Annotated in this window: 23 protein-coding genes; 15 read left to right on the forward strand and 8 right to left on the reverse strand. The window is 64.6% G+C overall.

The features are described from left to right. From CKW40_RS31965 to CKW40_RS31995, 6 genes are all read left to right on the forward strand, one after another. The coding region (locus CKW40_RS31965) for a hypothetical protein (protein WP_143748406.1) at positions 1-1,360 on the forward strand (1,360 nt) is incomplete at its 5' end. 154 nt (positions 1,361-1,514) lie between these two features. Beyond that, a complete protein-coding gene (locus CKW40_RS31970) occupies positions 1,515-2,819 on the forward strand; it encodes an ABC transporter substrate-binding protein (RefSeq protein ID WP_095203732.1) in 1,305 nt (434 codons plus the stop codon). 295 nt (positions 2,820-3,114) lie between these two features. Continuing rightward, the gene (locus tag CKW40_RS31980) at positions 3,115-3,996 is read left to right on the forward strand and encodes a branched-chain amino acid ABC transporter permease (protein ID WP_095203733.1); all 882 of its coding nucleotides are present in this window, start codon (positions 3,115-3,117) and stop codon (positions 3,994-3,996) included. Continuing rightward, positions 3,993-4,955: a branched-chain amino acid ABC transporter permease gene (locus CKW40_RS31985; protein WP_095203734.1), complete on the forward strand. Its 963-nt coding sequence runs from the start codon at positions 3,993-3,995 to the stop codon at positions 4,953-4,955. The genes CKW40_RS31980 and CKW40_RS31985 overlap by 4 nt, the downstream gene beginning before the upstream one ends. Beyond that, positions 4,952-5,677, forward strand: a complete 726-nt coding sequence (locus tag CKW40_RS31990; RefSeq protein WP_095203813.1) for an ABC transporter ATP-binding protein — start codon at positions 4,952-4,954, stop codon at positions 5,675-5,677. The genes CKW40_RS31985 and CKW40_RS31990 overlap by 4 nt, the downstream gene beginning before the upstream one ends. Then, positions 5,674-6,396, forward strand: a complete 723-nt coding sequence (locus CKW40_RS31995; protein ID WP_095203735.1) for an ABC transporter ATP-binding protein — start codon at positions 5,674-5,676, stop codon at positions 6,394-6,396. Before CKW40_RS31990 ends, CKW40_RS31995 begins: the two co-directional genes overlap by 4 nt. Before the next feature lie 120 nt (positions 6,397-6,516). On the opposite strand, the gene CKW40_RS32000 is transcribed toward CKW40_RS31995, so the two are convergent. After that, positions 6,517-7,911, reverse strand: a complete 1,395-nt coding sequence (locus CKW40_RS32000; protein WP_095203736.1) for a sodium:proton antiporter — start codon at positions 7,909-7,911, stop codon at positions 6,517-6,519. Between the two features lie 237 nt (positions 7,912-8,148). Continuing rightward, on the reverse strand, positions 8,149-8,763 hold the full coding sequence (gene pncA / locus CKW40_RS32005; RefSeq protein ID WP_095203737.1) for a bifunctional nicotinamidase/pyrazinamidase: 615 nt from the start codon (positions 8,761-8,763) through the stop codon (positions 8,149-8,151). A 289-nt stretch (positions 8,764-9,052) separates the two neighbouring features. Between pncA and CKW40_RS32010 the strand changes: the two genes are divergently transcribed. The 6 genes from CKW40_RS32010 to CKW40_RS32035 are packed head-to-tail and all read left to right on the forward strand — an operon-like array spanning position 9,053 to position 16,171. Beyond that, positions 9,053-9,913, forward strand: a complete 861-nt coding sequence (locus CKW40_RS32010; RefSeq protein ID WP_095203738.1) for an FAD binding domain-containing protein — start codon at positions 9,053-9,055, stop codon at positions 9,911-9,913. Beyond that, a complete protein-coding gene (locus CKW40_RS32015; RefSeq protein WP_095203739.1) occupies positions 9,910-12,720 on the forward strand; it encodes a molybdopterin-dependent oxidoreductase in 2,811 nt (936 codons plus the stop codon). The genes CKW40_RS32010 and CKW40_RS32015 overlap by 4 nt, the downstream gene beginning before the upstream one ends. Further along, on the forward strand, positions 12,717-14,258 hold the full coding sequence (locus tag CKW40_RS32020) for a 6-hydroxynicotinate reductase (RefSeq protein ID WP_095203740.1): 1,542 nt from the start codon (positions 12,717-12,719) through the stop codon (positions 14,256-14,258). Before CKW40_RS32015 ends, CKW40_RS32020 begins: the two co-directional genes overlap by 4 nt. After that, on the forward strand, positions 14,258-15,142 hold the full coding sequence (locus CKW40_RS32025) for a UPF0280 family protein (RefSeq protein ID WP_095203815.1): 885 nt from the start codon (positions 14,258-14,260) through the stop codon (positions 15,140-15,142). Before CKW40_RS32020 ends, CKW40_RS32025 begins: the two co-directional genes overlap by 1 nt. Next, the gene (locus CKW40_RS32030; protein WP_095203814.1) at positions 15,135-15,719 is read left to right on the forward strand and encodes an amino acid synthesis family protein; all 585 of its coding nucleotides are present in this window, start codon (positions 15,135-15,137) and stop codon (positions 15,717-15,719) included. The genes CKW40_RS32025 and CKW40_RS32030 overlap by 8 nt, the downstream gene beginning before the upstream one ends. Then, positions 15,716-16,171 (forward strand): MarR family winged helix-turn-helix transcriptional regulator, encoded by a 456-nt coding sequence (locus CKW40_RS32035; RefSeq protein WP_095203741.1) that lies wholly within the window; start codon positions 15,716-15,718, stop codon positions 16,169-16,171. The genes CKW40_RS32030 and CKW40_RS32035 overlap by 4 nt, the downstream gene beginning before the upstream one ends. A 32-nt stretch (positions 16,172-16,203) precedes the next feature. On the opposite strand, the gene CKW40_RS32040 is transcribed toward CKW40_RS32035, so the two are convergent. From CKW40_RS32040 to CKW40_RS32055, 4 genes are all read right to left on the reverse strand, one after another. Then, the gene (locus CKW40_RS32040) at positions 16,204-16,998 is read right to left on the reverse strand and encodes an inositol monophosphatase family protein (RefSeq protein WP_095203742.1); all 795 of its coding nucleotides are present in this window, start codon (positions 16,996-16,998) and stop codon (positions 16,204-16,206) included. A 79-nt stretch (positions 16,999-17,077) separates the two neighbouring features. Then, positions 17,078-18,079 carry an LLM class flavin-dependent oxidoreductase gene (locus CKW40_RS32045; RefSeq protein ID WP_095203743.1) on the reverse strand — a complete coding sequence of 334 codons (1,002 nt, stop codon included), beginning with the start codon at positions 18,077-18,079 and terminating at the stop codon, positions 17,078-17,080. After that, complete coding sequence (locus tag CKW40_RS32050) at positions 18,076-18,909, reverse strand: arylamine N-acetyltransferase family protein (protein ID WP_095203744.1); 834 nt, start codon at positions 18,907-18,909, stop codon at positions 18,076-18,078. The genes CKW40_RS32045 and CKW40_RS32050 overlap by 4 nt, the downstream gene beginning before the upstream one ends. Positions 18,910-18,982: 73 nt before the next feature. Beyond that, positions 18,983-20,152, reverse strand: coding sequence for an AI-2E family transporter (locus CKW40_RS32055; RefSeq protein WP_095203745.1), 1,170 nt, complete (start codon positions 20,150-20,152; stop codon positions 18,983-18,985). Between the two features lie 307 nt (positions 20,153-20,459). Between CKW40_RS32055 and CKW40_RS32060 the strand changes: the two genes are divergently transcribed. Both CKW40_RS32060 and CKW40_RS32065 read left to right on the forward strand, forming a co-directional pair. Next, positions 20,460-21,014: a carboxymuconolactone decarboxylase family protein gene (locus CKW40_RS32060; protein WP_095203746.1), complete on the forward strand. Its 555-nt coding sequence runs from the start codon at positions 20,460-20,462 to the stop codon at positions 21,012-21,014. Positions 21,015-21,100: 86 nt separating this feature from the next. After that, on the forward strand, positions 21,101-21,961 hold the full coding sequence (locus tag CKW40_RS32065) for a helix-turn-helix domain-containing protein (protein WP_244571374.1): 861 nt from the start codon (positions 21,101-21,103) through the stop codon (positions 21,959-21,961). Here CKW40_RS32065 and CKW40_RS32070 read toward each other — a convergent pair. Next, positions 21,958-23,016 (reverse strand): LLM class flavin-dependent oxidoreductase, encoded by a 1,059-nt coding sequence (locus CKW40_RS32070; protein WP_095203747.1) that lies wholly within the window; start codon positions 23,014-23,016, stop codon positions 21,958-21,960. The two genes, CKW40_RS32065 and CKW40_RS32070, sit on opposite strands and share 4 nt — an antisense overlap. A 219-nt stretch (positions 23,017-23,235) precedes the next feature. Here CKW40_RS32070 and CKW40_RS32075 point away from each other — a divergent pair, with 219 nt between their 5' ends. Next, entirely contained in the window at positions 23,236-23,664 is a 429-nt protein-coding gene (locus CKW40_RS32075; protein WP_095203748.1) for a DUF6481 family protein, read from the forward strand. A 97-nt stretch (positions 23,665-23,761) separates the two neighbouring features. Here the strand turns inward: CKW40_RS32075 and sugE are convergent, their stop codons facing one another. Then, complete coding sequence (sugE, locus tag CKW40_RS32080; RefSeq protein WP_095203749.1) at positions 23,762-24,076, reverse strand: quaternary ammonium compound efflux SMR transporter SugE; 315 nt, start codon at positions 24,074-24,076, stop codon at positions 23,762-23,764. Positions 24,077-24,235 lie beyond the last annotated feature (159 nt).

The following is a 24,235-nucleotide window of genomic DNA, read 5'->3' on the forward strand; positions in this document are numbered from 1 at the left end:
CCTCCCCACCCCCGCCTTCGCCCACGCCTCCGACCGCGGCCACGTGCTCCTCCTCCCAACCGGCTACTACCTGATCGGCGGCGCATTCGCCGTTGCCGTCAGCTTCCTCGTGCTGGCGCTGCTGCCCGCAGCTTCCCTCGATCGGTTCTGGCGCCGGCGCCTGCCGCTATTCACCCGCGGCGACAGCACCCGCACCGCCATCAGCCTGTTATCCTTTGCCGGCTTTGCAATCCTCATAGTCGCCGGATTTTTCGGCAGCCGCGACCCGCTCTCCAACCCCTTGCCGCTGGTGATCTGGACGCTGCTGTGGGCCGGCCTCACGCTGCTGCAAGGCGTCTTCGGCGATCTGTGGTCGTGGCTGAACCCCTGGTACGGGCCGTGGCGCCTTGCCTCGCGTCTACTTGGAACAGCCGATGAAGGCCCATGGCGCCTCCCCCGATGGCTCGGCTGCTGGCCGGCCGTCATCCTGTTCTTCGCCTTTGCCTGGTTCGAGCTCGTCGATCCGGCACCCGACGATCCGGCTCGCCTCGCCTGGGCCGCCGGCCTCTACTGGCTGTTCTCTTTCCTGGCCACGCTGGTGTTCGGCTATCCCCAGTGGAGCCGCAGCGGGGAGTTCCTGACCATCTTCTTCGCGATGGTGGCACGCTTCGCGCCGGTCGAGCGCGATGAGAAAGGCCGGCTTGCACTGTGCTGGCCGGGGGCCAGGCTGCTGGCGGCGGAGCCGCTGCCGCCCAGCGGCATTGCCTTCCTGCTGCTGGCCCTGTCCTCGGTCTCCTTCGATGGCCTGTCGAAGACCTTCTTCTGGCTCGGCCTGTTCGGCGTCAATCCGCTCGAATTCCCCGGCCGCACGGCGGTGATCGGCAGCGGCAGCCTTGGGCTCGCTCTGACTTTCATTCTGCTGGCGGCGGTGTTCCTTTTCGCCGTCATCCTCGGCCAGCGTCTGGCCGGCAGCGATCAGCCGCTCGCCCAGGCAGCGGGACTGCTGGTCTGGTCGATCGTGCCGATCGCGCTCGCCTATCATGTCGCGCATTATCTGACGGCGTTGCTGGTCGATGGCCAATATGCGGCAGCCTCCCTGTCCGACCCGTTCGCGCTGGGCTGGAACCTGTTCGGCACCGCCGACATCCAGGTCGAGGCCGGCATCGTCGCCGGCGCGGAGTCGGCCTGGTGGCTGTGGAACATCCAGGCCGGCGCTATCATCTCAGGCCATGTGCTTGCCGTCCTCGTCGCCCATGGCTTTGCCTGGCGCCTGCATCCGCAGCCCGGCCGCGCCGCACTCAGCCAGTTTCCGCTCACCCTGCTGATGATCGCCTACACCGTCTTCGGCCTCTGGCTGCTTGCCACGCCAACGGTTGGATGACAAAAAGGCGGCCCCGATGTCGTTGGGGAAAGCTCGCTTGCCACGTCAAGGCTTTGGTGATTTAGTTTGTACACATGCAATTTTCCGCATCTTCTGAGCGAGGATGCCGAACCCGCCTTATCGTTGGTCAAGACTGAAAAACAGGGGAACGAACATGGCTGACAAGAACGGATTTTTCGACCTCTCCAAGACTGCACTTACCCGCCGCACCGCGCTGAAAGGTCTGGCCGCTGGCGCCGGCCTTGCCGTCGCGCCAGGTTTCGTCCGCTACTCCCAGGCGCAGAGTTCGGCGCCGATCAAGATCGGCTTCCAGTCGCACCGCACCGGCATCGGTGCTGCCTATGGCCGCTGGTACGAGAAGACCACTGCTGCCGCGGTCAAGGCGATCAACGCCGCCGGCGGCATCAATGGCCGCCAGGTCGAGGTGATCATCGAGGATGACGGCACCGATCCCGGCCGTGGTGCGGAAGTGGTCGGCAAGTTCGCCACCCAGCACAAGACCGACATCGTCTTCGGCACGCTGTTCTCGCATGTCGTCATCGGCTCGGCGCCCGCCGCCGGCGAAAACAAGATGCCCTATTTCGTCGTCAGCGAAGGCCACCACGTCGCCTCGACCAAGCTCAACCGCTATGTCTTCCAGCCCGGCATCACCGATGTGAAGAGCCAGATCCAGTCGATGGCGCCGTGGATCGCGGCCAATGCCGGCAAGAAGGTGACGCAGATCTTCCCCGATTTCGCCTTCGGCTACGACCATCGCGACTACCTGCCGCCGGCGCTGAAGGCGCAGGGCGCAGAGGTCATCGCGCAGATCGCCATCCCGCCGACGGAATCGTCCTTCACCAAATATTTTCCGCAGATCCCGCCCGAAACCGAGGTGATCTACCATGTCATGGTCGGTCCGGCGGTGCTCACCTTCGTCAAGGAACTCGGCGAGTTCTACGGTTCCAACCGGCCGCAGCTGTTCGGCTTCATCGATTCGCTTGAGGCCACCGACATCAACAGCCCCGGCCTCGAGTTCCTCGACGGCAGCCATTTCTGGGAAGGCTCGCCGCGCTATGCCCAGGCCGACGATTCCGAAGCGCAAAAAGCCTATCGCGCGGCTGTCGGCATCGACGACAATGGTGCGGCCGTCGGCGACCCCAAGGACGTCTCCACCGCAGCGCATATGTTTGGCTGCTGGGAAACGCTCTATGTCGTCAAGAAGGCGATGGAAGATGCCGGCTACAAGGGTCCGGAAGACCGCGCCAAGCTGGTCGAGGCGACCGAGGCGCTGACCGCCTTTGCCGAAGGCCCGGAGCATCCGCAGGGCGCGAAAACCTTCAACGGCAAGATCCACCAGTGTTTTGGTATCCAGAACATCTCCAAGGTCGAAGGCGGCAAGCTGAAGGTCGTGCACAAGACCAAGATCGAGGACGGACTTTACGAGGCCGAGGGGGATTATACGAAGCAAGCGCTGTGAGCTTAGCTCCAGCAGCGTGAGCGCCAAGGCACCCCCCTCTGTCCTGCCGGACATCTCCCCCGCAAGGGGGGAGATCGGATGTCGTCTTGGGTTTCGCCAATCCCCAAGGTTGGGGGGTGGGCGCCTTCGCAGAAACTGCCAATCTCCCCCCTTGAGGGGGGTGAGAAGTGGTCCGCGCAGCGGACGGAAAGCCAATTGCTTGGCTTTCCGAACGACGAACGCCCGGAGCGACAGCGGAGGGCCGGGCCCGGCAGGGCAGAGGGGGGTGCCTCGCGCATCCCTCGGTGCCTAGCCCATGCACTTCGGACCTCATCTCCTCCTCGCCGCCCTCGAAGGCCTCGTCACATCAGCGGTGCTGGCGCTTACCGCGCTTGGCCTCTCACTGGTGTTCGGCGTCATGCGCGTCGTCAACGTCGCACATGGCGAGTTCTTCATGCTGGGCGCGGTGCTCGCCTGGGCAATCACCGCGGCGATCGGTGGCCACCCGGCGCTCGGTTTCCTGGCGGCACTGGTGATCGCGCCGCTGATCGTCGGCGCCATCGCGCTGGTGGCCGAGCGGCTGGTGCTGCGCCGGCTCAACTACAATCCGGAAGCCACCATCGTTGCCACCATCGGTATGCTCTACATCATCCAACAGCTGGCGCTGAGCTTCTATGGCCCCGAGGCGCGGCCGGTGGAGCCGCCGTTCAGCTACCGCATCCTTCTGCCGTGGTTCGGCTATTCCGGCTACAAACTGTCGATCATTGCGGCTTCCGCACTTCTCCTGATCGCCACCTGGCTGGTGCTGACACGCACCAGGATCGGCCTGATCATGCGCGCCACGCAGTATGACAGCGAGACGGCGCAGGCTTTCGGCATCCCGGTCGGCCGCGTCTATGGCGGCGTCTTCGCGCTTGGCGCCATGCTGGCGGCGATCGCCGCGGTGCTGATCGTGCCGATCAGCCAGGCGCATTATCTGATGGGGCAGGATCCGCTGCTCTTGTCGTTCATCGTCGTCATCATCGGCGGCCTCGGCTCGCTGCGCGGCACTGTCGTCGCCGCCGTGCTGATCGGCCTGTCCGACGGCATCATCTCGATGTTCTTCTCGCCGACCCTGGCCAAAATCATCGCCACGCTGCTGGTCGCCATGGTGCTGGTGTTCCGGCCGCAAGGACTGTTCGGGACGACATCGCGATGAGCGAAGCTTCGCCGGCAAAGGCCTATGCGCTGCATCTCGGCGTCATCGCCCTGCTCTTCGTGCTGAGCTTCGTGCTGCCGGACTACTATCACGGCCTGCTCGCCCGCATCATGGTGCTGGCGGTGTTCGCCATGGGCTACAACATGCTGTTCGGCTATGTCGGCCTGCTCAGCCTCGGCCACGCCATGTTCTTCGGCGCCGGGCTCTATGGCGCCGGCCTTGCCGTCATCCAGCTCGGCTGGAGCGTGCCGCTGGCCTTCCTCGGCGGGATTGCCTGCGGCGCGGTGCTGGCGCTGGTGATCGGCCTGCTGGCGCTGCGCACCACGGGTGTCGCCTTCATGATCGTCACCATGATGTTCGCCCAGGTGTTTTATCTGCTGATCCTCTACTTCGCGACCTGGACCGGCGGCGATCAGGGCCAGGTCGTACCGCAGCCGGCGCGCGTGCTCAATTTCGGCACGACCTCACTCGACCTCACCAACCCGACCGTACGCTACATGAGCGCGCTGGCGCTGTTCTCGCTGGTGCTTCTGGTGACGCTGGCCATCGTCCGCTCCCGCTATGGCCGCGTGCTGGTCGCCATCCGCGAGAATGAGGAGCGCACGAAGATGCTGGGCTACGACACTTTCTCCAACAAGCTCATAGCCGTGGTCGTCTCCGGCACGATCTGCGCGGCCTCGGGGGCCGCCTATGCGCTGCTGTTCGGCTATGTCGGCTCGAGCTTCGCCTCGGTGCAGTATTCGATCCTGCCGCTGTTGTGGGTGCTGCTCGGCGGTGCTGCAACGACGCTTGGGCCACTGATCGGCACGGTCTTCATGTACTATGTCATCGACGTCACCAGCGGCTACACCTCGGCCTACCTGCTGATCGTCGGCGTTGCCCTGATCTTGCTGGTGCTGTTTTTCCCGAAAGGCATTCTCGGCACCGCCCGCCAGCGCTGGCTCGGGTGGCTGCCATGACGCCACTTTTGACCACCAAGGGCCTGTCGCGCCATTTCGGCGGGCTGCGTGCCGTCGACGGCGTCGACTTCACCTTGATGCCGGGCGAAATCCGCGCCGTCATCGGCCCCAATGGGGCGGGGAAAACCACCTTCGTCAGCCTGGTCAGCGGCCGCATCCAGCCCTCTTCGGGCGCGATCGTCTTCGACGGCGCCGACATTACCGGCCTGCCGGCCTATATCCGGGTGCGCCAGGGCATCGCCTACACCTTCCAGATCACCAGCGTCTTCGCCAATCTCAGCACCTATGACAATGTCGCGCTGCCGGTGCAGCGCACGCTGAGCGATGGTCGCTCCAAGGGCGCGGTCAAGGCCGGCGTCATGACGGCGCTCGAACGCACAGGCCTCGCCGATCGCGCCCATATGCCGGCCGGGCAATTGTCCTATGGCCACCAGCGTCTGCTGGAAGTGGCAATGGGGCTTGCGCTGAAGCCGCGCCTGCTGATCCTCGACGAGCCGACGCAAGGGCTGGCCGACAGCGAGATCGACAATTTCATCACCCTGGTGCGCGAGATCGCGAAAAACGCCACCGTGCTTTTGATCGAGCACAACATGCCCGTCGTCATGCAGCTTGCCGACCGCATCACCGTCTTCAACGCCGGCAAGATCCTGGCGGAAGGCACGCCCGAGGCGATCCGCGAAAACGCAGCGGTGCAGGAAGCCTATCTGGGGACCGCCCCATGATTGAGACGAACAAGGCGGAAGCATTGCGGATCGCGGGACTCGACTGCTTCTACGGCGAGGTCCAGGTGCTCTATGGGCTTGACCTCGTGCTGAACGAGGGCGAGGTGCTGTGCCTGTTCGGCCGCAACGGCGCCGGCAAGACGACGACGCTGAAGGCGATCATGGGCCTGGTTCCTTCAGGCGCCGGCTCGATCAAGCTCGCCGGCCAGGAATTGACCGGCCTGCCGGCGCATGAGGTGCCGAAGGCCGGCGTCGCCTATGTGCCGCAGGGCAGGCGGCTGTTCGCCGAGATGACAGTGGCGGAGAACATCGAGATCGGGCTGATGGCGCGCGGCAAGGGCAAGGCAACGCGTGAAAATGTGCTCGACCTTTTCCCGCTGCTACGCCAGCGGCTGCGGCAGCGCTCGGGCACCTTGTCCGGCGGCGAGCAGCAGATGCTGGCCATGGCGCGCGCGCTCTGCCTCGAACCGCAAGTGCTGCTCCTCGACGAACCGACCGAAGGTCTGATGCCGTCGATGATCGCCAAGATCCGCGAGACAGTGGCGAAGCTGCGCGACATGAGCGTCTCGACCATCCTGGTCGAGCAGCGGGTCGATGCGGTGCTGTCGGTCGCCGACCGCGTCTCGTTCATCGAGAACGGCCGCAACCGCGAGACGGTCGATGTCGAGGAATTGCGCGCGGATCCGTCGGCGGTCAGGCGCTATGTCGGCGTCGGCTGAGGATTACCCTCCCCCTTGTGGGGAGGGTGGCTGCGAAGCAGCCGGGTGGGGGTGCCGCACCAGACCCCCACCCGGACCTGCGGTCCGACCTCCCCACAAGGGGGAGGTAAGGGCTCCCTCTCACCCAAAGAACAGAAAACCCGCGATCAAAAAGGTCGGGATCAGCACCAGCCCGGACCACAGCATATAGCCGAAGAAGCCGGGCATGCTGACCCCGCGCTGCCGGGCGATGGCATAGACCATGAAGTTGGGCGCATTGCCGATATAGGTGTTGGCGCCCATGAAGACGGCGCCGGCTGAAATCGCCGCCAATGTCGAGGCAAATTCAGTCATCAGGTGGTGTGGGTCGCCGCCGGCCAGCTCGAAGAACACCAGATAGGTCGGTGCGTTGTCGAGGAAGGATGACAGCGCCCCGGTCAGCCAGAAATAGGCGAGATTGTTGGGTGTGCCTTGATCGGAGGTGACGAGCGCGACCAGCGGAGCCAGCGCGCCGTCGTGACCGGCCCTTAGGATGGCGATGACCGGCACGATGCAGATGAAGATGCCGGCAAACAATTTTGCCACTTCCGCGATCGGACCCCAGTTGAAGCCGTTCGCCGCGCGGTATTCCTGGCGCGAAACCGCCAATGAAACGAAGGCAAGCGCCAGGATGATGGCGTCGCGCACCAGGTTCTGCAGCTCCAGCGTCACGCCTTGAATAGAGAAGCTGACCTCCGGCTTCCATGTCGCTGACAGCAGGATGGCGCCGATGACGCCAGCCAGCAGCGGAATGTTGGGCAAGCCGCGGATGCGAACCTTCGAATCCGGCGTCGGGTCCTTGATCTTCGGCGCGCTGGCCTCGCGCCGGTGCAGGATGATGTCGATGGCCAGGAACACCGCCAGAACCAGGCCGCCGACGAACAGCGTCTCGCGCCAGAGGTTCGCGGTCGTCCAGAAGAAGTCGACGCCGCGCAGGAAGCCGACGAACAGCGGCGGGTCGCCGAGCGGCGTCAGCGAGCCGCCGATGTTGGAGACCAGGAAGATGAAGAAGATGACGACATGGGCGTTGAACGGCCTGGCGTCGTTGGCGCGGATGAGCGGCCGGATCAGGATCATCGAGGCGCCCGTCGTGCCGATGACCGATGCCAGCAGCGCACCGACCAGCAGCAGCCCGGCATTGACCAGCGGCGTGCCGTGGATGTTGCCGGCGACCAGGATGCCACCCGAAATGGTGAACAGCGCGAACAGCAGAATGATGAAGGACATGTATTCGGTGAGCAGCGCATGCAGCACGGCCTCGGTCGCCGAAGGGATGCCGAAGGCCAATGCCAACGGCACTACGACCAGGGCCGCCCACAAGGCCGCGATCTTGCCGTAGTGATGCTCCCAGACATGGTGGAACAGCAGCGGGCCGGTGGCGATCGACAGCAGCAGGCCGGCAAAGGGCAGCGCCCACCACAGCGACATCGAGGCGCCGGGCAGGGCGTGTTCATCAGCCGCGAAGGCCGCTCCCGGGAACAGAATGGCGAGAGCCATGGTGATTGCCACTAAGGTATTCGCGGATGAGAAAGGCCCCCTCATCCGGCCGCTGCGCGGCCACCTTTGCCGGGGCGAGTCGCGGGCCTCGCCCGTCCTTCGGACCCCCGGTGGGGAGAAGAGACTGGCGCCGGCGCCGGCGCCCTCCTCTCCCCTTGGGGAGAGGTCGGATTGCCCCGAATTGCTTTTCGCAATTCGGTTGGCAATCCGGGTGAGGGGGTTCTGCCCCACCGCCCGTCAGTCCGACAACTGGTCTTCAAGCGTCACGCCGGCATCGCGCATGCGCTGCAGCATGGCATCGAGCGAGCCGTTGAGGTCGATGCCACGACAGGCATCGAGCCGAACGGTGGTTTTGAACCCCTGGCTGACGGCGTCCAGCGCCGAAAAGCCGACGCAGAAATCGGTCGCCAGGCCGACCAGGGTGACGGTGTCGATGCCGCGCTCCCTGAGGTAGCCGGCGAGGCCGGTCGGGGTCGTGTGGTCGTTCTCGAAGAAGGCCGAATAGCTGTCTATGGCGGGCCGAAATCCCTTGCGGATGACGAGTTCGGCCTTGGTCCAGGCAAGGCCGGAGTGGAAATCCGAGCCGAGGCTGCCCTGGATGCAATGGTCCGGCCACAGCGTCTGCTGGCCGTAGGGCATCTCGATCATGGTGAAGGGCTGCGCGCCCGGATGGCTGGAGGCAAAGCTCGAATGGCCGGCGGGGTGCCAGTCCTGCGTCAGCACGACGTGGTCGGCGCGCCGGATCATATCGTTGACCAGCGGCACGATCTCGTCGCCGCCGGTCACGGCCAACGCGCCGCCCGGGCAAAAGTCGTTTTGCAGATCGATGACAACAAGCGCTTCGTCGGCCATGGGCTTCCCTCTTCTGTACGTCATGCTCCAGTGGAAAATGCCGCGAACGCGACCGGAGGCAGAAACTTGACCAGATGGCCGGCCGCGTCAACCTCCGAGGGCGTAACAATCTTGTTGCCGGTCCCCCGGCAAGCACGACAGGTCAAACTCTGGCTTTGACAATTTCCACCGGCTTGATATCATTTGCATACGAATGAATTTCCGGTTCGAAAACCGGCACGACAATCCCGGGGTAAACGCCTTGGGAGGGCCAAATTCGGGGAAGGCCCACTCTCTGGGAAGGCAAAGCGTGATCCGTTACGCAAAACCCACCACGGTCGACGAAGCGCTCGCGCTGCTTGGCGAGGGCGCCTGGCGCATCCTTGCCGGCGGCACCGATTTCTATCCGGCGCAAGGCGCGAAGCCGTTCCGCGACAATGCCCTCGACATCAACGGCCTCGCCGCGCTGCGCGGCATCGCCGAGACGGACGACCACTTTGTCATCGGCGCGCGCACGACCTGGACCGATCTCATCCGCCATCCCTTGCCGCCAGCCTTCGATGCGCTGAAACAGGCCGCACGTGAGGTCGGCTCGCCGCAGATCCAGAACGTTGCATCCGTCGCCGGCAATCTCTGCAACGCCTCGCCGGCCGCCGATGGCGTGCCGGGCCTGCTTGTGCTCGATGCCGAGGTCGAACTGCGTTCGGTGACCGCCACGCGCCATCTGTCCTTGCCAGATTTCATTCTCGGCAATCGCCGCACGGCCATGCAGCCTGGCGAAATGGTGACGGCCATCCGCGTGCCGAAGCCTGCCGCCGCCGGTACGTCCGCTTTCGTCAAGCTCGGCGCCCGGCGCTACCTCGTCATTTCCATTGCCATGGTGGCGGCGCGCCTGGTTGTCGAGAACGGCACTGTCATTGAAGCGGCGATTGCCGTTGGATCGTGTTCGGCTGTCGCCAGGCGGCTTGCCGGCGTCGAGGCCGCGATACGCGGATTGCTGGCCGATCATGGGCTCGCCGCTGCGATCCAGTCCGCGCCGATGACCGAGCTGTCGCCGATCGCCGATGTGCGCGGTAGCGCCGAATACCGGCTTGATGCGGTGCGCGAGATTGTCGCGCGGGCTGTGCTGATGGCCGCCGGACCAACAAACGACCATATGGTGGCGGCATGAGCCAGGTTCTGCCTGAAGTGGATGAAGCTCTGCTCTATCCGGGCAGGGTCCAGCCTGGCCTTTACCGCGCCAACATCGCCTTCGCGGTCAATGGCGCCGCCGTCTCGGTCAATGTGCCGCCGCTGCGCCGGCTGTCCCAGGTGCTGCGCGATGAATTGCAGTTGACCGGCACCAAGGTCGGCTGCGACGCCGGCGATTGCGGCGCCTGCACGGTGCTGGTCGACGGCGACCCCGTCTGCGCCTGCCTGATGTCGGCGGCCTCAGCCACCGGCGCATCGGTGACGACAGTCGAGGGGCTGGCCAATGGCCGGCTTTCGGCATTGCAGGCCTCCTTTCTCGCCCACGGCGCGGCGCAGTGCGGCATCTGCACGCCGGCGCTGCTGGTCGCGGCGACAGCGCTGCTGGATACCAAACCCAGACCGACCGAGACCGAGGTGCAGGATGCGCTGGGCGGTATTTTGTGCCGCTGCACCGGCTACCGGAAGATCATCGCGGCGGTGATGGAGGCTTCTCAGCAGGCAGCAAGCCTCGATTTCTGCCTGCCCCAGTCCGGCCACGCCGTTGGCGCGTCACCCGTCAGGCTCGACGGCGTGCCGAAGGTCACCGGCGGCGAAAAATTCGGTGGCGATTCCTTCCCTGCCGATGCGCTTGCGGTGCTGGTGGTCCGTTCGCCGCATTATCACGCCAGCTTCGCCTTCGGCGACCTCGACGGCTGGGCCAAGGCGCATCCCGGCATCGCCGCTGTCTTCACCGCGGCCGACATTCCGGGCAAAAACTGCTTTGGCGTGATCGGTCCGTTCGCCGACCAGCCGGCGCTGGCCGATGGGTTTGCGCGCCTGCGCGGCGAGGCGGTGGCGCTGGTCGCCGGCGAGCGCGAGGCGATGCTCGATCTCGAGCTGTCGGATTTTCCTATCCGCTGGACCGAACTGCCGCATGTCCTGCAGCCTTGCGAGGCGCAGGCCGAGGGTGCGGCGCTGATCCATCAGAACCGCCCTTCGAACCTGCTGACCTCCGGCTTCGTCGAGCGCGGCGATCCCGAGGCGGCCCTTGCTGTCGCCGCTATCACGGTTACCGGCGCTATCGATACCTCCTATGTCGAGCACGCCTATATCGAACCGGAAGCCGGCTATGCTTACCTCGATGGCGAGACGCTGGTTGTCGTCGCCTGCACCCAGGCGCCCTACATGGACCGCGACGATACGGCAAAGGTGCTCGGCCTTGCCGTCGACAAGGTGCGCATCGTGCCGACGGCGACCGGCGGCGGTTTCGGCTCGAAACTCGACGTCTCGCTGCAGCCTCTCATCGGCCTCGTCGCGCTGAAGACCGGCCGGCCGGCGGCGCTCGCCTACACCCGCAACGAATCGATGATGTCGACCACCAAGCGCCATCCCTCGGAGATGAAGGCGACCATCGGCGCCGACGCCGGAGGCCATGTCACCGGCATGATCTTTGCCGGCGATTTCAACACCGGGGCCTATGCCAGTTGGGGGCCGACGGTGGCCAACCGCGTGCCGGTGCATGCCTCCGGCCCCTATGCGACGCCGAACTACCGCGCCGAGGGCCGCGCCATCCACACGCATGGCCCGATCTCCGGCGCTTTCCGTGGGTTCGGCGTGCCGCAGGCGACGATCATGCAGGAGACACTCTACGACGAGCTGGCCGACAAACTCGGCATCGATCGGCTCGACTTTCGCTTGAGAAACTGCCTCCGGAACGGCTCCGAAACGGTTACCGGACAGCGGCTGGAGTCCGGTGTCGGTATTGCCGAATGCCTCGAGGCGCTGCGGCCGCATTGGGCGCGGGCGACGGCTGACGCGGAGGCTTTCAACAGTGCCCATGTGGGCAAAAAACGCGGCGTCGGCGTCGCGTCCTGCTGGTATGGCTGCGGCAACACCTCACTGCCCAATCCATCGACCATCCGGGTCGGCATCTCGGCTGACGGCACCGTCATCCTGCACCAGGGCGCGGTCGATATCGGCCAGGGTTCCAACACGGTGATCACCCAGATCTGCGCCGACGCGCTTGGCCTGCCGCTGGAAAAATTCCGGCTGAAGAGCGCCGATACGGCGATCAGCCCCGACGCGGGCAAGACTTCCGCCTCGCGCCAGACTTTTGTGACCGGTAAGGCGGCCGAGAAGGCAGGGCGAGCCTTGCGTGAAAAGATCCTGCGCTTCGCCAATGTTTCCGAAAAGGCATCTCTGCAACTGGACGGCGGGGCGATCGTCATCCGCGAGGGCGAGGCCACACGCCGCATCGATCTCGCCTCGCTCGACGCGGATGCCGACGGCTTCGTGTTCCGCGCCGAGGAAACCTACGACCCGCCGACACTGCCGCTCGATGCCAAGGGCCAGGGCAAGCCCTATGCGGTCTACGGCTACGGCGCGCAGATCGCCGAACTCGAGGTCGATCTCAAGCTTGGCACGGTGAAGCTCATCAAAATCACCGCCGCGCATGATGTCGGCAAGGCGATCAACCCGCTGCTGGTCGAGGGCCAGATCGAAGGCGGCATCGCGCAAGGCATCGGCATGGCGCTTATGGAGGAATACATTCCCGGCCGCACCGAGAATCTGCACGACTATCTCATCCCGACCATTGGCGACGTGCCGCCGATCGAGACCATTCTGGTCGAGGTTCCCGATCCCGAGGGGCCGTTCGGCGCCAAGGGGCTGGGTGAGCATGTGCTGATCCCGACGGCGCCGGCGATCCTCAACGCCATCCGCCACGCCACCGGCGTGCTGATCACCAAGGTTCCGGCGACGCCGACGCGTATCCGCGCCGCCATCCGCGAAAAGGAGGCACGCGTATGAGCGAGCTTGCCGAGCGTTTTGAGACCCATGATCCCGGCGAGAAGCAGGTGGCGGAAAAGATCCGCTGCGATGCCTGCCCGGTCATGTGCTACATAGCCGATGGCCGCACCGGTGCCTGCGACCGCTACGGCAATGCCGGCGGCCGGATCGTGCGCATGGATCCGCTGACCATTCTCGACCATGCGGCCGAGACTGGCGCCTCCATGGTTCCCTTCGTCGCCGAAGGCGAGGCATGGGATGGCGAATTGCTCAACACCGGGCGCCGCTTCGTCACGGCAATAGGCGCCGGCACCACCTATCCCGACTACAAGCCGGCGCCGTTCATCGTCAGCCAGGAGGTCGAGGGCGTCGATCTCGTCACCGTCGTCACCGAAGGCATTTTTTCGTATTGCGGCGTCAAGGTGAAGATCGACACCGACCGTCATCTCGGGCCCGAAACGGCTGTCGTGCGCTCGCAAGGCGAAGCGATCGGCCATGTCACGACCGGCGAATATGGCTCGCAGATGCTGTCGCTGGGCGGCGTGCATCATCTGACCGGCGGCTCCAAGGCGGAAGGCCGGGCAACCTGCGACGCGCTGCTCAACCTGTGCAACCGCAAGCCGGTGGAACTGACCATCGACGGCGGCGCCACCATCATCGTCGAAGCCGGCGAACCACCTGTCATCGACGGCAAGCAGGAACACCGCATGCGCGTCGGCTGCGGCTCGGCCACCATCGGCATGTTCGCCACGCAATGGCGCGGGCTGGTCGACGAGGTGGTGGTGGTCGACGACCACATCACCGGCGTCGTCTCCGAGCACCAGGCCGGCAAGGTGCTGGGCTGGCAGGATACAGGCATAAAGATCATCGGCCGCCGCTCGACGCCGGGTCGTTATTTCAAGGTCTCCGAGCCCGGCCTCGGCTGGGGCGGCACCTCGATTTCCGATCCGCTGTCGATCCTCGGCGAGTGGAACGCCAAGAAGGGTGCGCGGCCGGGCCTGTCGCTGCTCATGGTTTCGACCACCGGCGAGCAGTTCGCCTATTACGAACTCGACGACGATTTGAAGCCGGTCGAAAAGCCGTTTCCGGAGCGGCTGCAGAAGTCGGTCAATCTGATCGAGGACAATTGCGAGCCGGCGCTGTGCACCGTGCTGTTTATCGGCGGCGCCGGCGGTTCGCTGCGCGCCGGCGTCACCGAAAACCCAGTCAATCTCACCCGTTCGGTGCAAGGCTTGAAGACCTATGTGACGGTCGGCGGCGCGCCGGTCTATGTCTGGCCTGGCGGCGGCATCACGCTGATGGTCGACGTGACGCGCGTGCCGGAAGGCGCCTTCGGCTATGTGCCAACGCCGGCGCTGGTGGCGCCGATCGAGTTCACTTTGCGCCGCGATGACTATGTCCGGCTCGGCGGCTACGAAGCGGAAATCCGCAGCGTCGAGGATATCGTCGCCAAGGGCGGCGAATACCTCAACCCGCGCCGCGGCACCGGTGCGCCGACCGACAATCCATGGCCGCCGCTGGCGCAGTTGCGGCGCGCCGCGTCGAACAGGACCGGATGATGGACGGCCCACAGGCGCATTGGCTGCAGGACGGCAAGCGGCTGCATCTCAACCACGGGCCGATCGACCTGATCGTCGAGGCCTTTGGCGAGGTCCAGGAATGCCGCCTGGCCTACGAGCAAGCCGTCGCGCGCTTCCAGACGATCCTGATCGAGTTGGTCGAGGAGCTTCCCGAATTGCGGCTGCCGGCATTCTTCTTGGCGCCACGCACCTTTGCTGGCCCGACGGCGCGCCGCATGGAAGCTGCCGTCATGCCCTTGGCGGAATGTTTCATAACACCGATGGCTGCCGTTGCCGGATCGGTAGCCGACGAAATGCTCGCCGCATTGCTTGCCGGCCGCAAGCTCCAGCGCGCCTATGTCAACAATGGCGGCGACAGCGCTCTCCATATCGGCACGGGCCAGTCGATGGGCCTGGCGGTCGCCGGTACCGGCAACGGCATGGCCGACCGGATCACGATCCGCGCGGAAGATGGCGTTGGCGGCGTCGCCACCAGCGGTTGGCGCGGTCGCTCCTTCTCGCTTGGCATTGCCGACGCCGTCACCGTGCTGGCGCGGACTGGCGCCGAAGCCGATGCGGCGGCGACGCTCATTGCCAACGCGGTAGACCTGCCCGGCAATCCCGCCATCAAACGCATTCCCGCACGTGAACTGTCGCCTGACAGCGATCTCGGCGAGCGGCTGGTGACGCAAAGCGTCGGCACGCTTGCGCCTGGCGAGGTGGCGCGGGCGCTGGACAATGGCCTTGCCGTCGCCGAAGATTTTCGCCGGCGCGGCCTGATTGCCGGATCGGCGCTGTTTCTTGGCGGTGAGGCCCGCATCAGTGGCTCGGTTGCGCTTGCCGCGCCCAACAAAAATCCGAGGGAGGAAGTTGCCCATGCCTGAGTTTCCGATCCGCAAGATCGCGGTGCTGAGCGAAGAGATCTTTCATGAGGGCGGGCCGGTCGCGGACGTGCCGCGCCGGCGCGCGGCGGCCATGGCCGTGGTCAAGAACCCGTTCGCCGGGCGCTATGTCGAGGATCTGCAGAGCGCCATGGATGATCTGAAGCCGCTCGGCCTGCTGCTTTCCGACCGGCTGATCGTGGCACTGGGCGGCGACGTCAAGCAGATAGACGGCTACGGCAAGGGCGCCATCGTCGGCACGGCGGGCGAACTGGAGCACGGCGCGCTCTGGCATGTGCCGGGCGGCTACGCGATGCGCGAGCGGCTCGGCGACGCCAAGGCGATCGTGCCGTCGGCCAAGAAGGTCGGCGCCTTCGGCTCGAAGCTCGACGTGCCGCTCGGCCACATCAACGCCGCCTATGTGCGCAGCCATTTCGACGCCATGGAAGTTGGCATCAGCGACGGTCCGCGCCCCGACGAGATTCTTTTCTGTCTGGCCATGACCTGCGGGCCGCGGATTCACAACCGCATGGGCGGGTTGGCGGCCGACGGCATCAAGGCCTGGGACGGACTGCGGTGAGCGGCGGGGAGCTCAAGCTGGTCGAGGCCGAAGAGCCCGAGGAACACGACTATCTCCTGCAGGAGCAGGTCGGCTTCATCCTGCGCAAGGCGCATCAGCGCCATGTCTCTATCTTCGCCGCGCATATCGGCGACCTGACGCCGCCGCAATTCGCGGCGCTGGCCAAACTGCGCGATGTCGGCGAGACCTCGCAGAACCAGCTCGGCACGCTGATCGCCATGGATGCGGCGACGGTGAAAGGTGTCATCGACCGGTTGAAGGCGCGCGGCCTGGTCGAGCTCTCCAAGCACGAGGTCGACAAAAGACGGTTGCTGGTCAATTTGACCGCCGAAGGCCGCGACGCCATCGAACGCCTGATCCCGCTGGCGCGCGAGATCACCAGGGAAACACTGGCGCCGCTCTCGGCCAAGGAGATCGCCACCTTCACGAAGCTGCTGGCGAAGCTGGCTTGAGGTCTATCGGATGTCTGCTGTCTCAATCATGATCAGGACCTGAACACCTCGGAACAAAGCGCCTGCAATTTCGAAAAGACGCCCTTGCCGCCTGTGACGACCTGCGTTCCGCTTTGCAGCACCGTCTTGCGATCTGCCTTCAGGACCGTGCCGCCGGCCTCCTCGATCAGCAGCATGCCGGCCAGGCAGTCCCAGGCGTTCATGTGTTCTTCGACATAGCCAAGCAGCCGGCCCGAGGCCACATAGGCCAGCATCAGGGCGCCGGAGGCGTTGCGGAAGAAGACGCCGCCTTCGGCGAGGAGCTTCTTGATCAGCACGGCGATGTTCTCGGCCTCGGCCCGGTTCGAGAATCCGGTCCCCACCGAGCCTTCTTCGAGGCTGGTCGCAGCACTTGCCTTGATCGGCCTGCCGTTGACAAAGGCGCCGCCGCCGAGCCTGCCGTGAAAGGTCTCGCCGGTCGACGGTTCGTGGATGACGCCGACGACCGTCTCCCCGTCCCTGGCGCAAGCGATCACCACGCACCAGGCCGGAATGCCGCGCACGAAATTGGCGGTGCCGTCGATGGGATCGATGACCCAGACATGGCCGGTCGAGCTGGCGACCGAGGCATGTTCCTCGCCGACGATGCCGTCTTGCGGATAGTCGGCGGCGATGGCCGCGCGGATGAACAGCTCGACCTCGCGGTCGGCTTGTGAGACCAGGTCCTGATGGCCCTTGCTCTCGATGGTCAGGCTTTCCAGATCGCGGAAATATTCGAGCCCGAGTTCGCCGGCACGCCGCGCCAGATCGATGGCAAACTGCGTGCGTGCGTCAAGATCATGGGTCACGGGAAGGCTCGCTCTTGCCTGGGGATGCGCCGCACTTAGCAGAGCATCGCTTCTGGCAAAAGCACCTGGCGGATAAATGTCAGGCCGCCTTGGACAGCGATTTGTGCGCCTCGGCCAGGATCTCGAATGACCGCACCCGCGCCGCGTGATCGAATATCTGCGCGGTGACCATCAGCTCGTCGGCGCCGGTGCGGCGCACGAAGGCGTCGATGCCCTGGCGAACCGTTTCGGGAGAGCCGACGACGGCGCAGGACAGCGCCTGGCCGAGCATGGTCTTGGCCATCGGGTCGAGATCCCTGTCATAGTTCTCGACCGGCGGCGGCAATCGTCCGGGCCGGCCGGTGCGCAGGTTGACGAAGGCCTGCTGCAGCGAGGTGAACAACAGACGCGCCTCGGCATCGGTGGGCGCGGCAAAGACATTGAGGCCGAGCATCACATGCGGTTTGTCGAGCTGTTCCGACGGCTGGAAGCGCGAACGGTAGATGTCCAGCGCATGATCGAGTTCGGCCGGCGCGAAATGCGAGGCGAAGGCATAGGGCAGACCAAGCATGGCGGCGAGCTGCGCGCCGTAGAGACTGGAGCCGAGGATCCAGATCGGCACGTTCTGGCCCTCGCCCGGCACGGCGCGCAAGCGCTGGCCTTCCTCCGCGGGGAGGAAATAGCCCATCAGCTCGACAACATCCTGCGGGAAATTGTCGGCGCCGGCTTCGAGGTTGCGGCGCAAGGCGCGCGCGGTGTTCATGTCGGTGCCGGGGGCCCTGCCCAGGCCGAGATCGATGCGGCCGGGAAACAGGGCGGCCAGCGTGCCGAATTGCTCGGCGATAACCAGCGGCGCATGATTGGGCAGCATGATGCCGCCGGCGCCGACGCGAATGGTTTTGGTGCCGCCGGCGACATGGGCGATGACCACGGATGTGGCGGCGCTGGCGATGCCCGGCATGTTGTGATGCTCGGCCAGCCAATAGCGCTTGTAGCCCAGCCGCTCGGCATGGCGGGCGAGATCGAGCGAGTTGGCCAGCGACTGCGAGGCATCGCTGCCTTCGACGATCGGCGACAGGTCGAGGACGGACAGTTCGGTCATGCGGTGGTCTCCACGATCTTCTTCTCACGCACCTTGGCCTCGAAAGCCGTGCGGTCGGGAATGATGATGCCGAGCTGGCCTTGCAGCGTGTCGGCGAGTTCGGCGGCGGTGGCTATCTCTGTCTGCTCGGTGCGGCCGCCAAGGTGATGGATCGACAGGCGGTTGCCGCGCAAAGCGTAGCGCCGGTCCGGCGCGGCGCGAGCCGCGACAATCGTGGTCAGGAAATGCGATATCGGATTGGTCGACAGGAAGTAGCTGGTGACGGAATAGTCGACCTCGTATTGCGGCTGCAGGTCGAAGCGGTAGAGCGAGCGCCAGTCGCCGCCGATGGCGGCCTGCAGGCGGAAATGATCGTCGGCCTCGACGATGCGAAATGCCTCGTGCGGTGTCGCCTGTTCGAGGCCCGGTTCGAGCAGCAGCGGCGCCGTCAGGGTCAGGCCGCCGAAGCCGACATCGGCGATGCAGGTCTTGCCATCGAGCTCGACGCGCAGCAGCATGTGGCTGCGCGCGGTGATGGCGTCCTCGCTCTGCCCCCAGAGCACACGCGCGGCCAAGCCGCTGACCTCGAAACCAAGTGCCTTCAGCGCGTGCATGAGGAGCAAATTGTGCTCGAAGCAATAGCCGCCGCGCCCGCCAAGGACGATCTTGCCCTGCAGCGCTGCAAGGTCGAGCCGGACCGGGTGGCCAAGAAACGGATCGATATTCTCGAACGGGATCGCCTGCGGATGCAGGAAATGCAGCGCCTTAAGCGTATCCAGCGATGCGTCCCGCGGACCGGCGTAGCCGATGCGAGCGAGATAGGCGCCGAGGTCGAAGGGAACATCGTTCATCAGGAAGGGGTACCGGCCATTGTCCGGCCGGATATAGGCATTCGATCAGGGCGCCGCAAACACGGCCTGCCGATCAGGCGGCGGCCTTGTTGTTCTCCTCCACGGGTTCGTCTTCCACCACGGCGGTTTGCTGCGCGGCGAGGAAATTGCCGACATGGCCAAGCCCCTCGAAATGATCGCAGAACACCTTGATGACGACCAGCAGCGGCACCGCCATCAGCGCGCCCACGAAGCCCCACAGCCACGACCAGAAGGCGATCGCGATGAAGATCGCCACGGCGTTGATCTCCAGGCGCCTGCCGACCACCATAGGTGTGACGAACTGGCCTTCGACGACATCGCACAAAAGCACGAAGGCCGGCGCCAGAAGCGCGTAGGAAATGGTGTCGAAGCTGATCAGCGCCATCACCGCGACCAGCACGATGGTCAGCAGCGCGCCGACATAGGGCAGGAAGTTGAGGAGTGCCGCGGCGACGCCCCAAACCAGCGGATTGGGCATGCCGAGCGCCCACAGGCCGAGGCCGATGACGGTGCCGAGACCGGCATTGATGATGGTGACGGTGAGCAGATAGTGCGAGATTTCACGCTCGACGTCATAGACGACGCGCAGCGCCCGCTTCTTCTCGCTGAGGCTGGCGAAGGACTGGATGATCTTCTCGTAGAACATCGTGCCCGAGGAGAGCAGGAACAGCGACAGCACGAAGATGATGGTGAGGCTTGTTCCCGCCGACAGGATATTGCTGGCAGCCGATGACAGGATGCCGGACTGGGCGACCGCGACTTTCTGGATGCCCGGCTCCTGCGAGGTCTCGGTCATCTGTTCGACCTGATGCGAGATCTGCATGATCCTTTCCAGCGGACGCCGCAATTGCGCCAGCCGCTCGGTGAGCTGCTGGCCGATCGACGAGGTGTTGTTGAGGAGGTCGATGACCGGACCACTGAGCAGGTAGCCGGCACTGGCAACGAGGGCGATCGACAGCAATACCAGCAGGGTCGCCGAAACCACTTCGGGAATGCCGCGCTTGCGCAGCAGGCGCACGATCGGCGTCAATGTCAGCGCCAGCAGGAAAGCCAGGATGACCGGCATGAAGAAGGCGCGGCCGAAATAGAGCGCATAGACGGTCATGAAGATGAAGATGCCGACCAGCAGCGAACGCATCAGATGGGTATCGGCACGTGCCACGGTGCGCGCTTCGGCCGCTTCGGCAGTGCCTGCGACCAACGCGTCGGGTTCGGTTTTCATGGTCACCCCTCGAGCCGACGTCCTCCACGCGGCGATTGCCTTCATGAAACGCGGAGTTCCGGGTGGAGGTTCCATGAGCCGGCTTCGGAATGGTGCGGGATTGAACGGGCCCGGCTAGAACCAGACCGCAGTCGAACAGCCCATCGATTGAAATATTACATTTGATGCAATTGAGGCCATGCCTTCAGGAGGCTTAATACATCCAGGCTTTCGCGATGCCAGAAAGGCAGAAAACGCCCAGCACGGCTGTAGCGTAACGCGAAGGTGTGCGTGCAATCAGAAACTGATCTTGCAAGAGGATGTTACAATGCAGAGATTCACCCTTCAGACGATCGAGTCGGCACCGGAGAAATCCAGGCCAACGCTGAAAGCCCTGGAAGAAAGATTTGGTTTTCTTCCGAACCTGATGGCGACGATGGCGAACAATCCGGTTCTTCTCAACGGATTCGCTGGCACCTTCGGCAGCTTTCACGGCGGCAGCCTCGACGAGATCGAAAAGCAGGTGCTGCTGCTGACGAACGCCGTCACGATCAAATGTCCTTGGACGGTTGCCGCCCATTCGACATTCGCCATCGAAGACGGGATCGCCGAGAGCGAAGTCATGGCGATCCGAGCGGGCAAATTGCCGAGCAATCCCAGATATGCCGCACTCTCGGCACTGACAAAGGCGCTGATCGAGACCAGGGGGAACGTCAGCGACGCCGACATCGACGCGTTTACGTCGGCGGGCTATTCGAAGGCCCAGATCCTGGAAGTCGTGACCGGTGTCGGCATTTCCACCATGGCGGCGACCACCACCAATATGGCCGGCACGCCGATCGAGGAGCGCTTCCAGCCTCAGGTATGGTCCGCGGCAGCCTGAACCGGTCGACATCGCATGGATTGGCTGATGCGATCCATGCGATGTCGGCATCGTCCGCTGTATCTGCGGATGGATTGTGGGGACCGATGAAGTCGGCTGATCTCAAGACGAACATGACGCCGAACCTCGGTGTGCTGCTGCGTCACTGGCGCGATTTGCGCGGCCGGAGCCAGCTGGACCTGTCGCTCGACACCGGCATTTCGCAAAAGCAGATCAGCTTCGTCGAAAGCGGACGCAGCGTTCCCGGCCGCCAGACCTTGATGACGATTGCGCAGGCGCTCGATATCCCCTTGCGCGACCGCAACATTTTGCTGCTGGCGGCAGGTTATGCGCCGATGTTTTCGGAAAATGCGTGGGACTCCGCCGAGATGACGGGGGTGACCAAAGCCTTGAAGCGCATGCTGCAGCAGCACGAACCCTTCCCGGCCCTGGTCATGGATCGTTACTGGAACGTGCTGATGACCAATGAAGCGGCGCCGCGCTTCTTCGGCTGTTTCATCGACATGACCGCCCGCCAGGGACCGCGCAACATGCTGCACCTGATGTTCGATCCCCAGGGCATGCGTCCATTCGTCGCCAATTGGCCTGAAGTCGCGAAAAGCCTGTTCGAGCGCGTCTATCGCGAATCCATCGGCCGTGTCGTCGACGACAGGACAAAGGCATTGCTGGCGGAGCTGCTCGCCTATCCGGACGTGAAAAGCGATTGGAAGAACCCGGTGGCGATCGGCTTCATGCCGACCATTCCACTGGGTTTCGTCAAGCCAACCAAAGAGGGGCCGGCCAAAGAGGGGGGCGACCGGGTTCTCAACTATTTTTCGATGGTCACCACAGTGGGCACGCCGCAAACCGTCGCCGCCCAGGAACTGCGTATCGAATGCATGTTCCCGGCGGACGAGGCGACCGAGATCCATCATGCCGAAATGATGGCGGAAGCCGGCAACCCCTAGCGTGCAGCGGCCACTGCCGGCACGGATTTCGCCGTCTCCTTGCGCACGATCGGCGCCACCTGGGTGCCGTAGAGTTCGATCGCTTTCATGATCTTGGCGTGCGGCATGGTGCCGATCGCCATCTGCAGCAGGAAGCGGTCATTGTTGAAGATCCTGTGCTGGGCAACGATCTTTTCCGCCACCTGCTCCGGACTGCCGACGAACAGGGCGCCATTGGGACCACGCGACTGGTCGAAATGCGCCCGCGATGTCGGGCCCCAGCCGCGCTCACGGCCGATGCGGTTCATCACCTCGGCCTGCGGACCGTAGAAATCGTCGGCCGCCTGTTCGGTCGTCTCGGCAATGAAGCCATGCACGTTGATGCTGGTGGCGAGACCCGCCGGGTCACTGCCGGCGCGCTTGGCAGCCTCGCGATAGAGGTCGAACAGCGGTGCGAAGCGCGCCGGCTCGCCGCCGATGATGGCGAGCGCCAGCGGCAGGCCGAGCGCGCCCGCGCGCGCGGCAGACTGTGGCGTGCCACCAATGGCGATCCAGACCGGCAACCTGTCCTGGAACGGCCGGGGATAGACGCCGCGATCGTTGATCGGCGCACGCAGATTGCCGGACCAGGTGACCTTCACCTGATCGCGAATGGCAAGCAGCAGATCGAGCTTTTCGGCGAAGAGCTCGTCATAGTCCTCGAGATTGTAGCCGAACAGCGGGAAGGATTCGATGAACGAACCGCGCCCGGCCATGATCTCGGCACGGCCGCCCGAGAGAAGATCGAGCGTGGCGAATTGCTGGAAGACGCGCACCGGATCGTCCGAGGAGAGCACGGTGACCGCGCTGGTCAGCTTGATGCGTTTCGAGCGCTCGGCGGCCGCGGCCAGCGCCACGACCGGTGCTGAGGCGGCATAATCGGGCCGGTGATGTTCGCCGAGACCAAAGACGTCGAGACCGACCTGGTCGGCCAGTTCGACCTCCTCGATCAGGTTGCGCAGGCGCTCGTGCGGGCCGATGGCGCCGGGGCCTGGCTGCGGGCTGACGTCGGCAAAAGTGTAGAGACCGAGTTCCATGTCATGTCATCCTGGTGTTGGGTTTTGCCGCTAGACGTAGCGAACGACCTGCCTTGCCGCCAGAGGCGTGGACGGTAAACAGTGCATGTCGGTTTGGGTGGAAAGGCGTCTCCCGGCTGCAACATCACGGAATTTCATGGCTGGCATACCGTTTTGGCGCTTGAACTCTCGGCATTCGCGCGTATGTAAGCCTCGCGAATTGACTTCAGGGAAGTGGACTTGGCTATCTACAGGGAAAAAGACATTTTCGAGCGGCGCAATGCCGCGAACGAGGCAAAGAAGGCGCTTCTGGAGCGCTTCAAGTCAAAGCCGGCGGCAGATGATCCCGCAGTGCTGGCGCGACAGGCCGAACGCAAGGCAATCCTCGAGGCCCGCGAAATCCGCGAAGCCGAGAAGGCAAGGCTGAAGCAGGAAAAGCTGGCACGCGAGGCGGTCGAGAAGGCCGAGCGCGAAGCAGCGGCTGAAGCGGCCCGCGTTGCGGCCGAAGAGGCAGCACAGGCTGAAGCGAAGATCAAGGAAGCCGAAGAGACCGAGCGTATTGCTCGCTTGCTGGCCGACGAAGCCGAGCGCAAGGCGAAACGCGACGCACGCTATGCGGCGCGCAAGCAGCGCACCGGCAGAACGCCCCCAGGCTTCTCCGCCCGCTAGCAGCTTCGGCGTAGCCAGTTCGAATATTGAATCAGGGTCACCTCGCAGCGGCCCTGAAGGTGTTTGTGCGAAGGCAGCGCCTTTGGGCGACATGCATTCAGGCTGCGAATTTCAGCCCCATGATGCCGCAGACAATCAGCGCGATGCAGGCGAGCCGGATCGCGGTTGCGGGTTCGCCGAGCAGCCAGATGCCGAGCAGCGCCGTGCCGACCGTGCCGATGCCGGTCCACACCGCATAGGCAGTGCCGACGGGAAGCGCCTTCAAAGCCAGGCCGAGTAGTGTGAGGCTGATGATCATCGAGGCGACCGTGAGCACGGTCGGAATCAACCTGGTGAACCCGTCAGTGTATTTGAGACCGATCGCCCAGCCGATCTCAAACAGGCCGGCGAAAAACAGAAGAATCCATGACATCGGGAACGCTCCATCCAGCACCGGGCTGGACGGAATCCGACCCTCAGATGCTGATCATAATGGGCGGGTCGTCCCGACCGAATTTTCGGGGAGGCGCGGGGTCGTCCCCGCGCCGTTGATATAGGTTGTCCAAACGCCCGATCAACCCGGCGGCATCAT

The organism is Mesorhizobium carmichaelinearum, assembly GCF_900199455.1.
In the GTDB taxonomy this organism is placed as follows: domain Bacteria; phylum Pseudomonadota; class Alphaproteobacteria; order Rhizobiales; family Rhizobiaceae; genus Mesorhizobium; species Mesorhizobium carmichaelinearum.

Coding starts and splice junctions, on each gene's coding strand:
- pncA (WP_095203737.1), bottom strand. CDS start 8,763: ATGGCCGACGAAGCGCTTGTTGTCATCGATCTGCAAAACGACTTTTGC.
- CKW40_RS32060 (WP_095203746.1), top strand. CDS start 20,460: ATGCAGAGATTCACCCTTCAGACGATCGAGTCGGCACCGGAGAAATCC.
- CKW40_RS31990 (WP_095203813.1), top strand. CDS start 4,952: ATGACGCCACTTTTGACCACCAAGGGCCTGTCGCGCCATTTCGGCGGG.
- CKW40_RS32015 (WP_095203739.1), top strand. CDS start 9,910: ATGAGCCAGGTTCTGCCTGAAGTGGATGAAGCTCTGCTCTATCCGGGC.
- CKW40_RS31985 (WP_095203734.1), top strand. CDS start 3,993: ATGAGCGAAGCTTCGCCGGCAAAGGCCTATGCGCTGCATCTCGGCGTC.
- CKW40_RS32070 (WP_095203747.1), bottom strand. CDS start 23,016: ATGGAACTCGGTCTCTACACTTTTGCCGACGTCAGCCCGCAGCCAGGC.
- CKW40_RS32025 (WP_095203815.1), top strand. CDS start 14,258: ATGGACGGCCCACAGGCGCATTGGCTGCAGGACGGCAAGCGGCTGCAT.
- CKW40_RS32065 (WP_244571374.1), top strand. CDS start 21,101: ATGAAGTCGGCTGATCTCAAGACGAACATGACGCCGAACCTCGGTGTG.
- CKW40_RS32030 (WP_095203814.1), top strand. CDS start 15,135: ATGCCTGAGTTTCCGATCCGCAAGATCGCGGTGCTGAGCGAAGAGATC.
- CKW40_RS31995 (WP_095203735.1), top strand. CDS start 5,674: ATGATTGAGACGAACAAGGCGGAAGCATTGCGGATCGCGGGACTCGAC.
- CKW40_RS32000 (WP_095203736.1), bottom strand. CDS start 7,911: ATGGCTCTCGCCATTCTGTTCCCGGGAGCGGCCTTCGCGGCTGATGAA.
- CKW40_RS32055 (WP_095203745.1), bottom strand. CDS start 20,152: ATGAAAACCGAACCCGACGCGTTGGTCGCAGGCACTGCCGAAGCGGCC.
- CKW40_RS31980 (WP_095203733.1), top strand. CDS start 3,115: ATGCACTTCGGACCTCATCTCCTCCTCGCCGCCCTCGAAGGCCTCGTC.
- CKW40_RS32050 (WP_095203744.1), bottom strand. CDS start 18,909: ATGAACGATGTTCCCTTCGACCTCGGCGCCTATCTCGCTCGCATCGGC.
- sugE (WP_095203749.1), bottom strand. CDS start 24,076: ATGTCATGGATTCTTCTGTTTTTCGCCGGCCTGTTTGAGATCGGCTGG.
- CKW40_RS31970 (WP_095203732.1), top strand. CDS start 1,515: ATGGCTGACAAGAACGGATTTTTCGACCTCTCCAAGACTGCACTTACC.
- CKW40_RS32020 (WP_095203740.1), top strand. CDS start 12,717: ATGAGCGAGCTTGCCGAGCGTTTTGAGACCCATGATCCCGGCGAGAAG.
- CKW40_RS32045 (WP_095203743.1), bottom strand. CDS start 18,079: ATGACCGAACTGTCCGTCCTCGACCTGTCGCCGATCGTCGAAGGCAGC.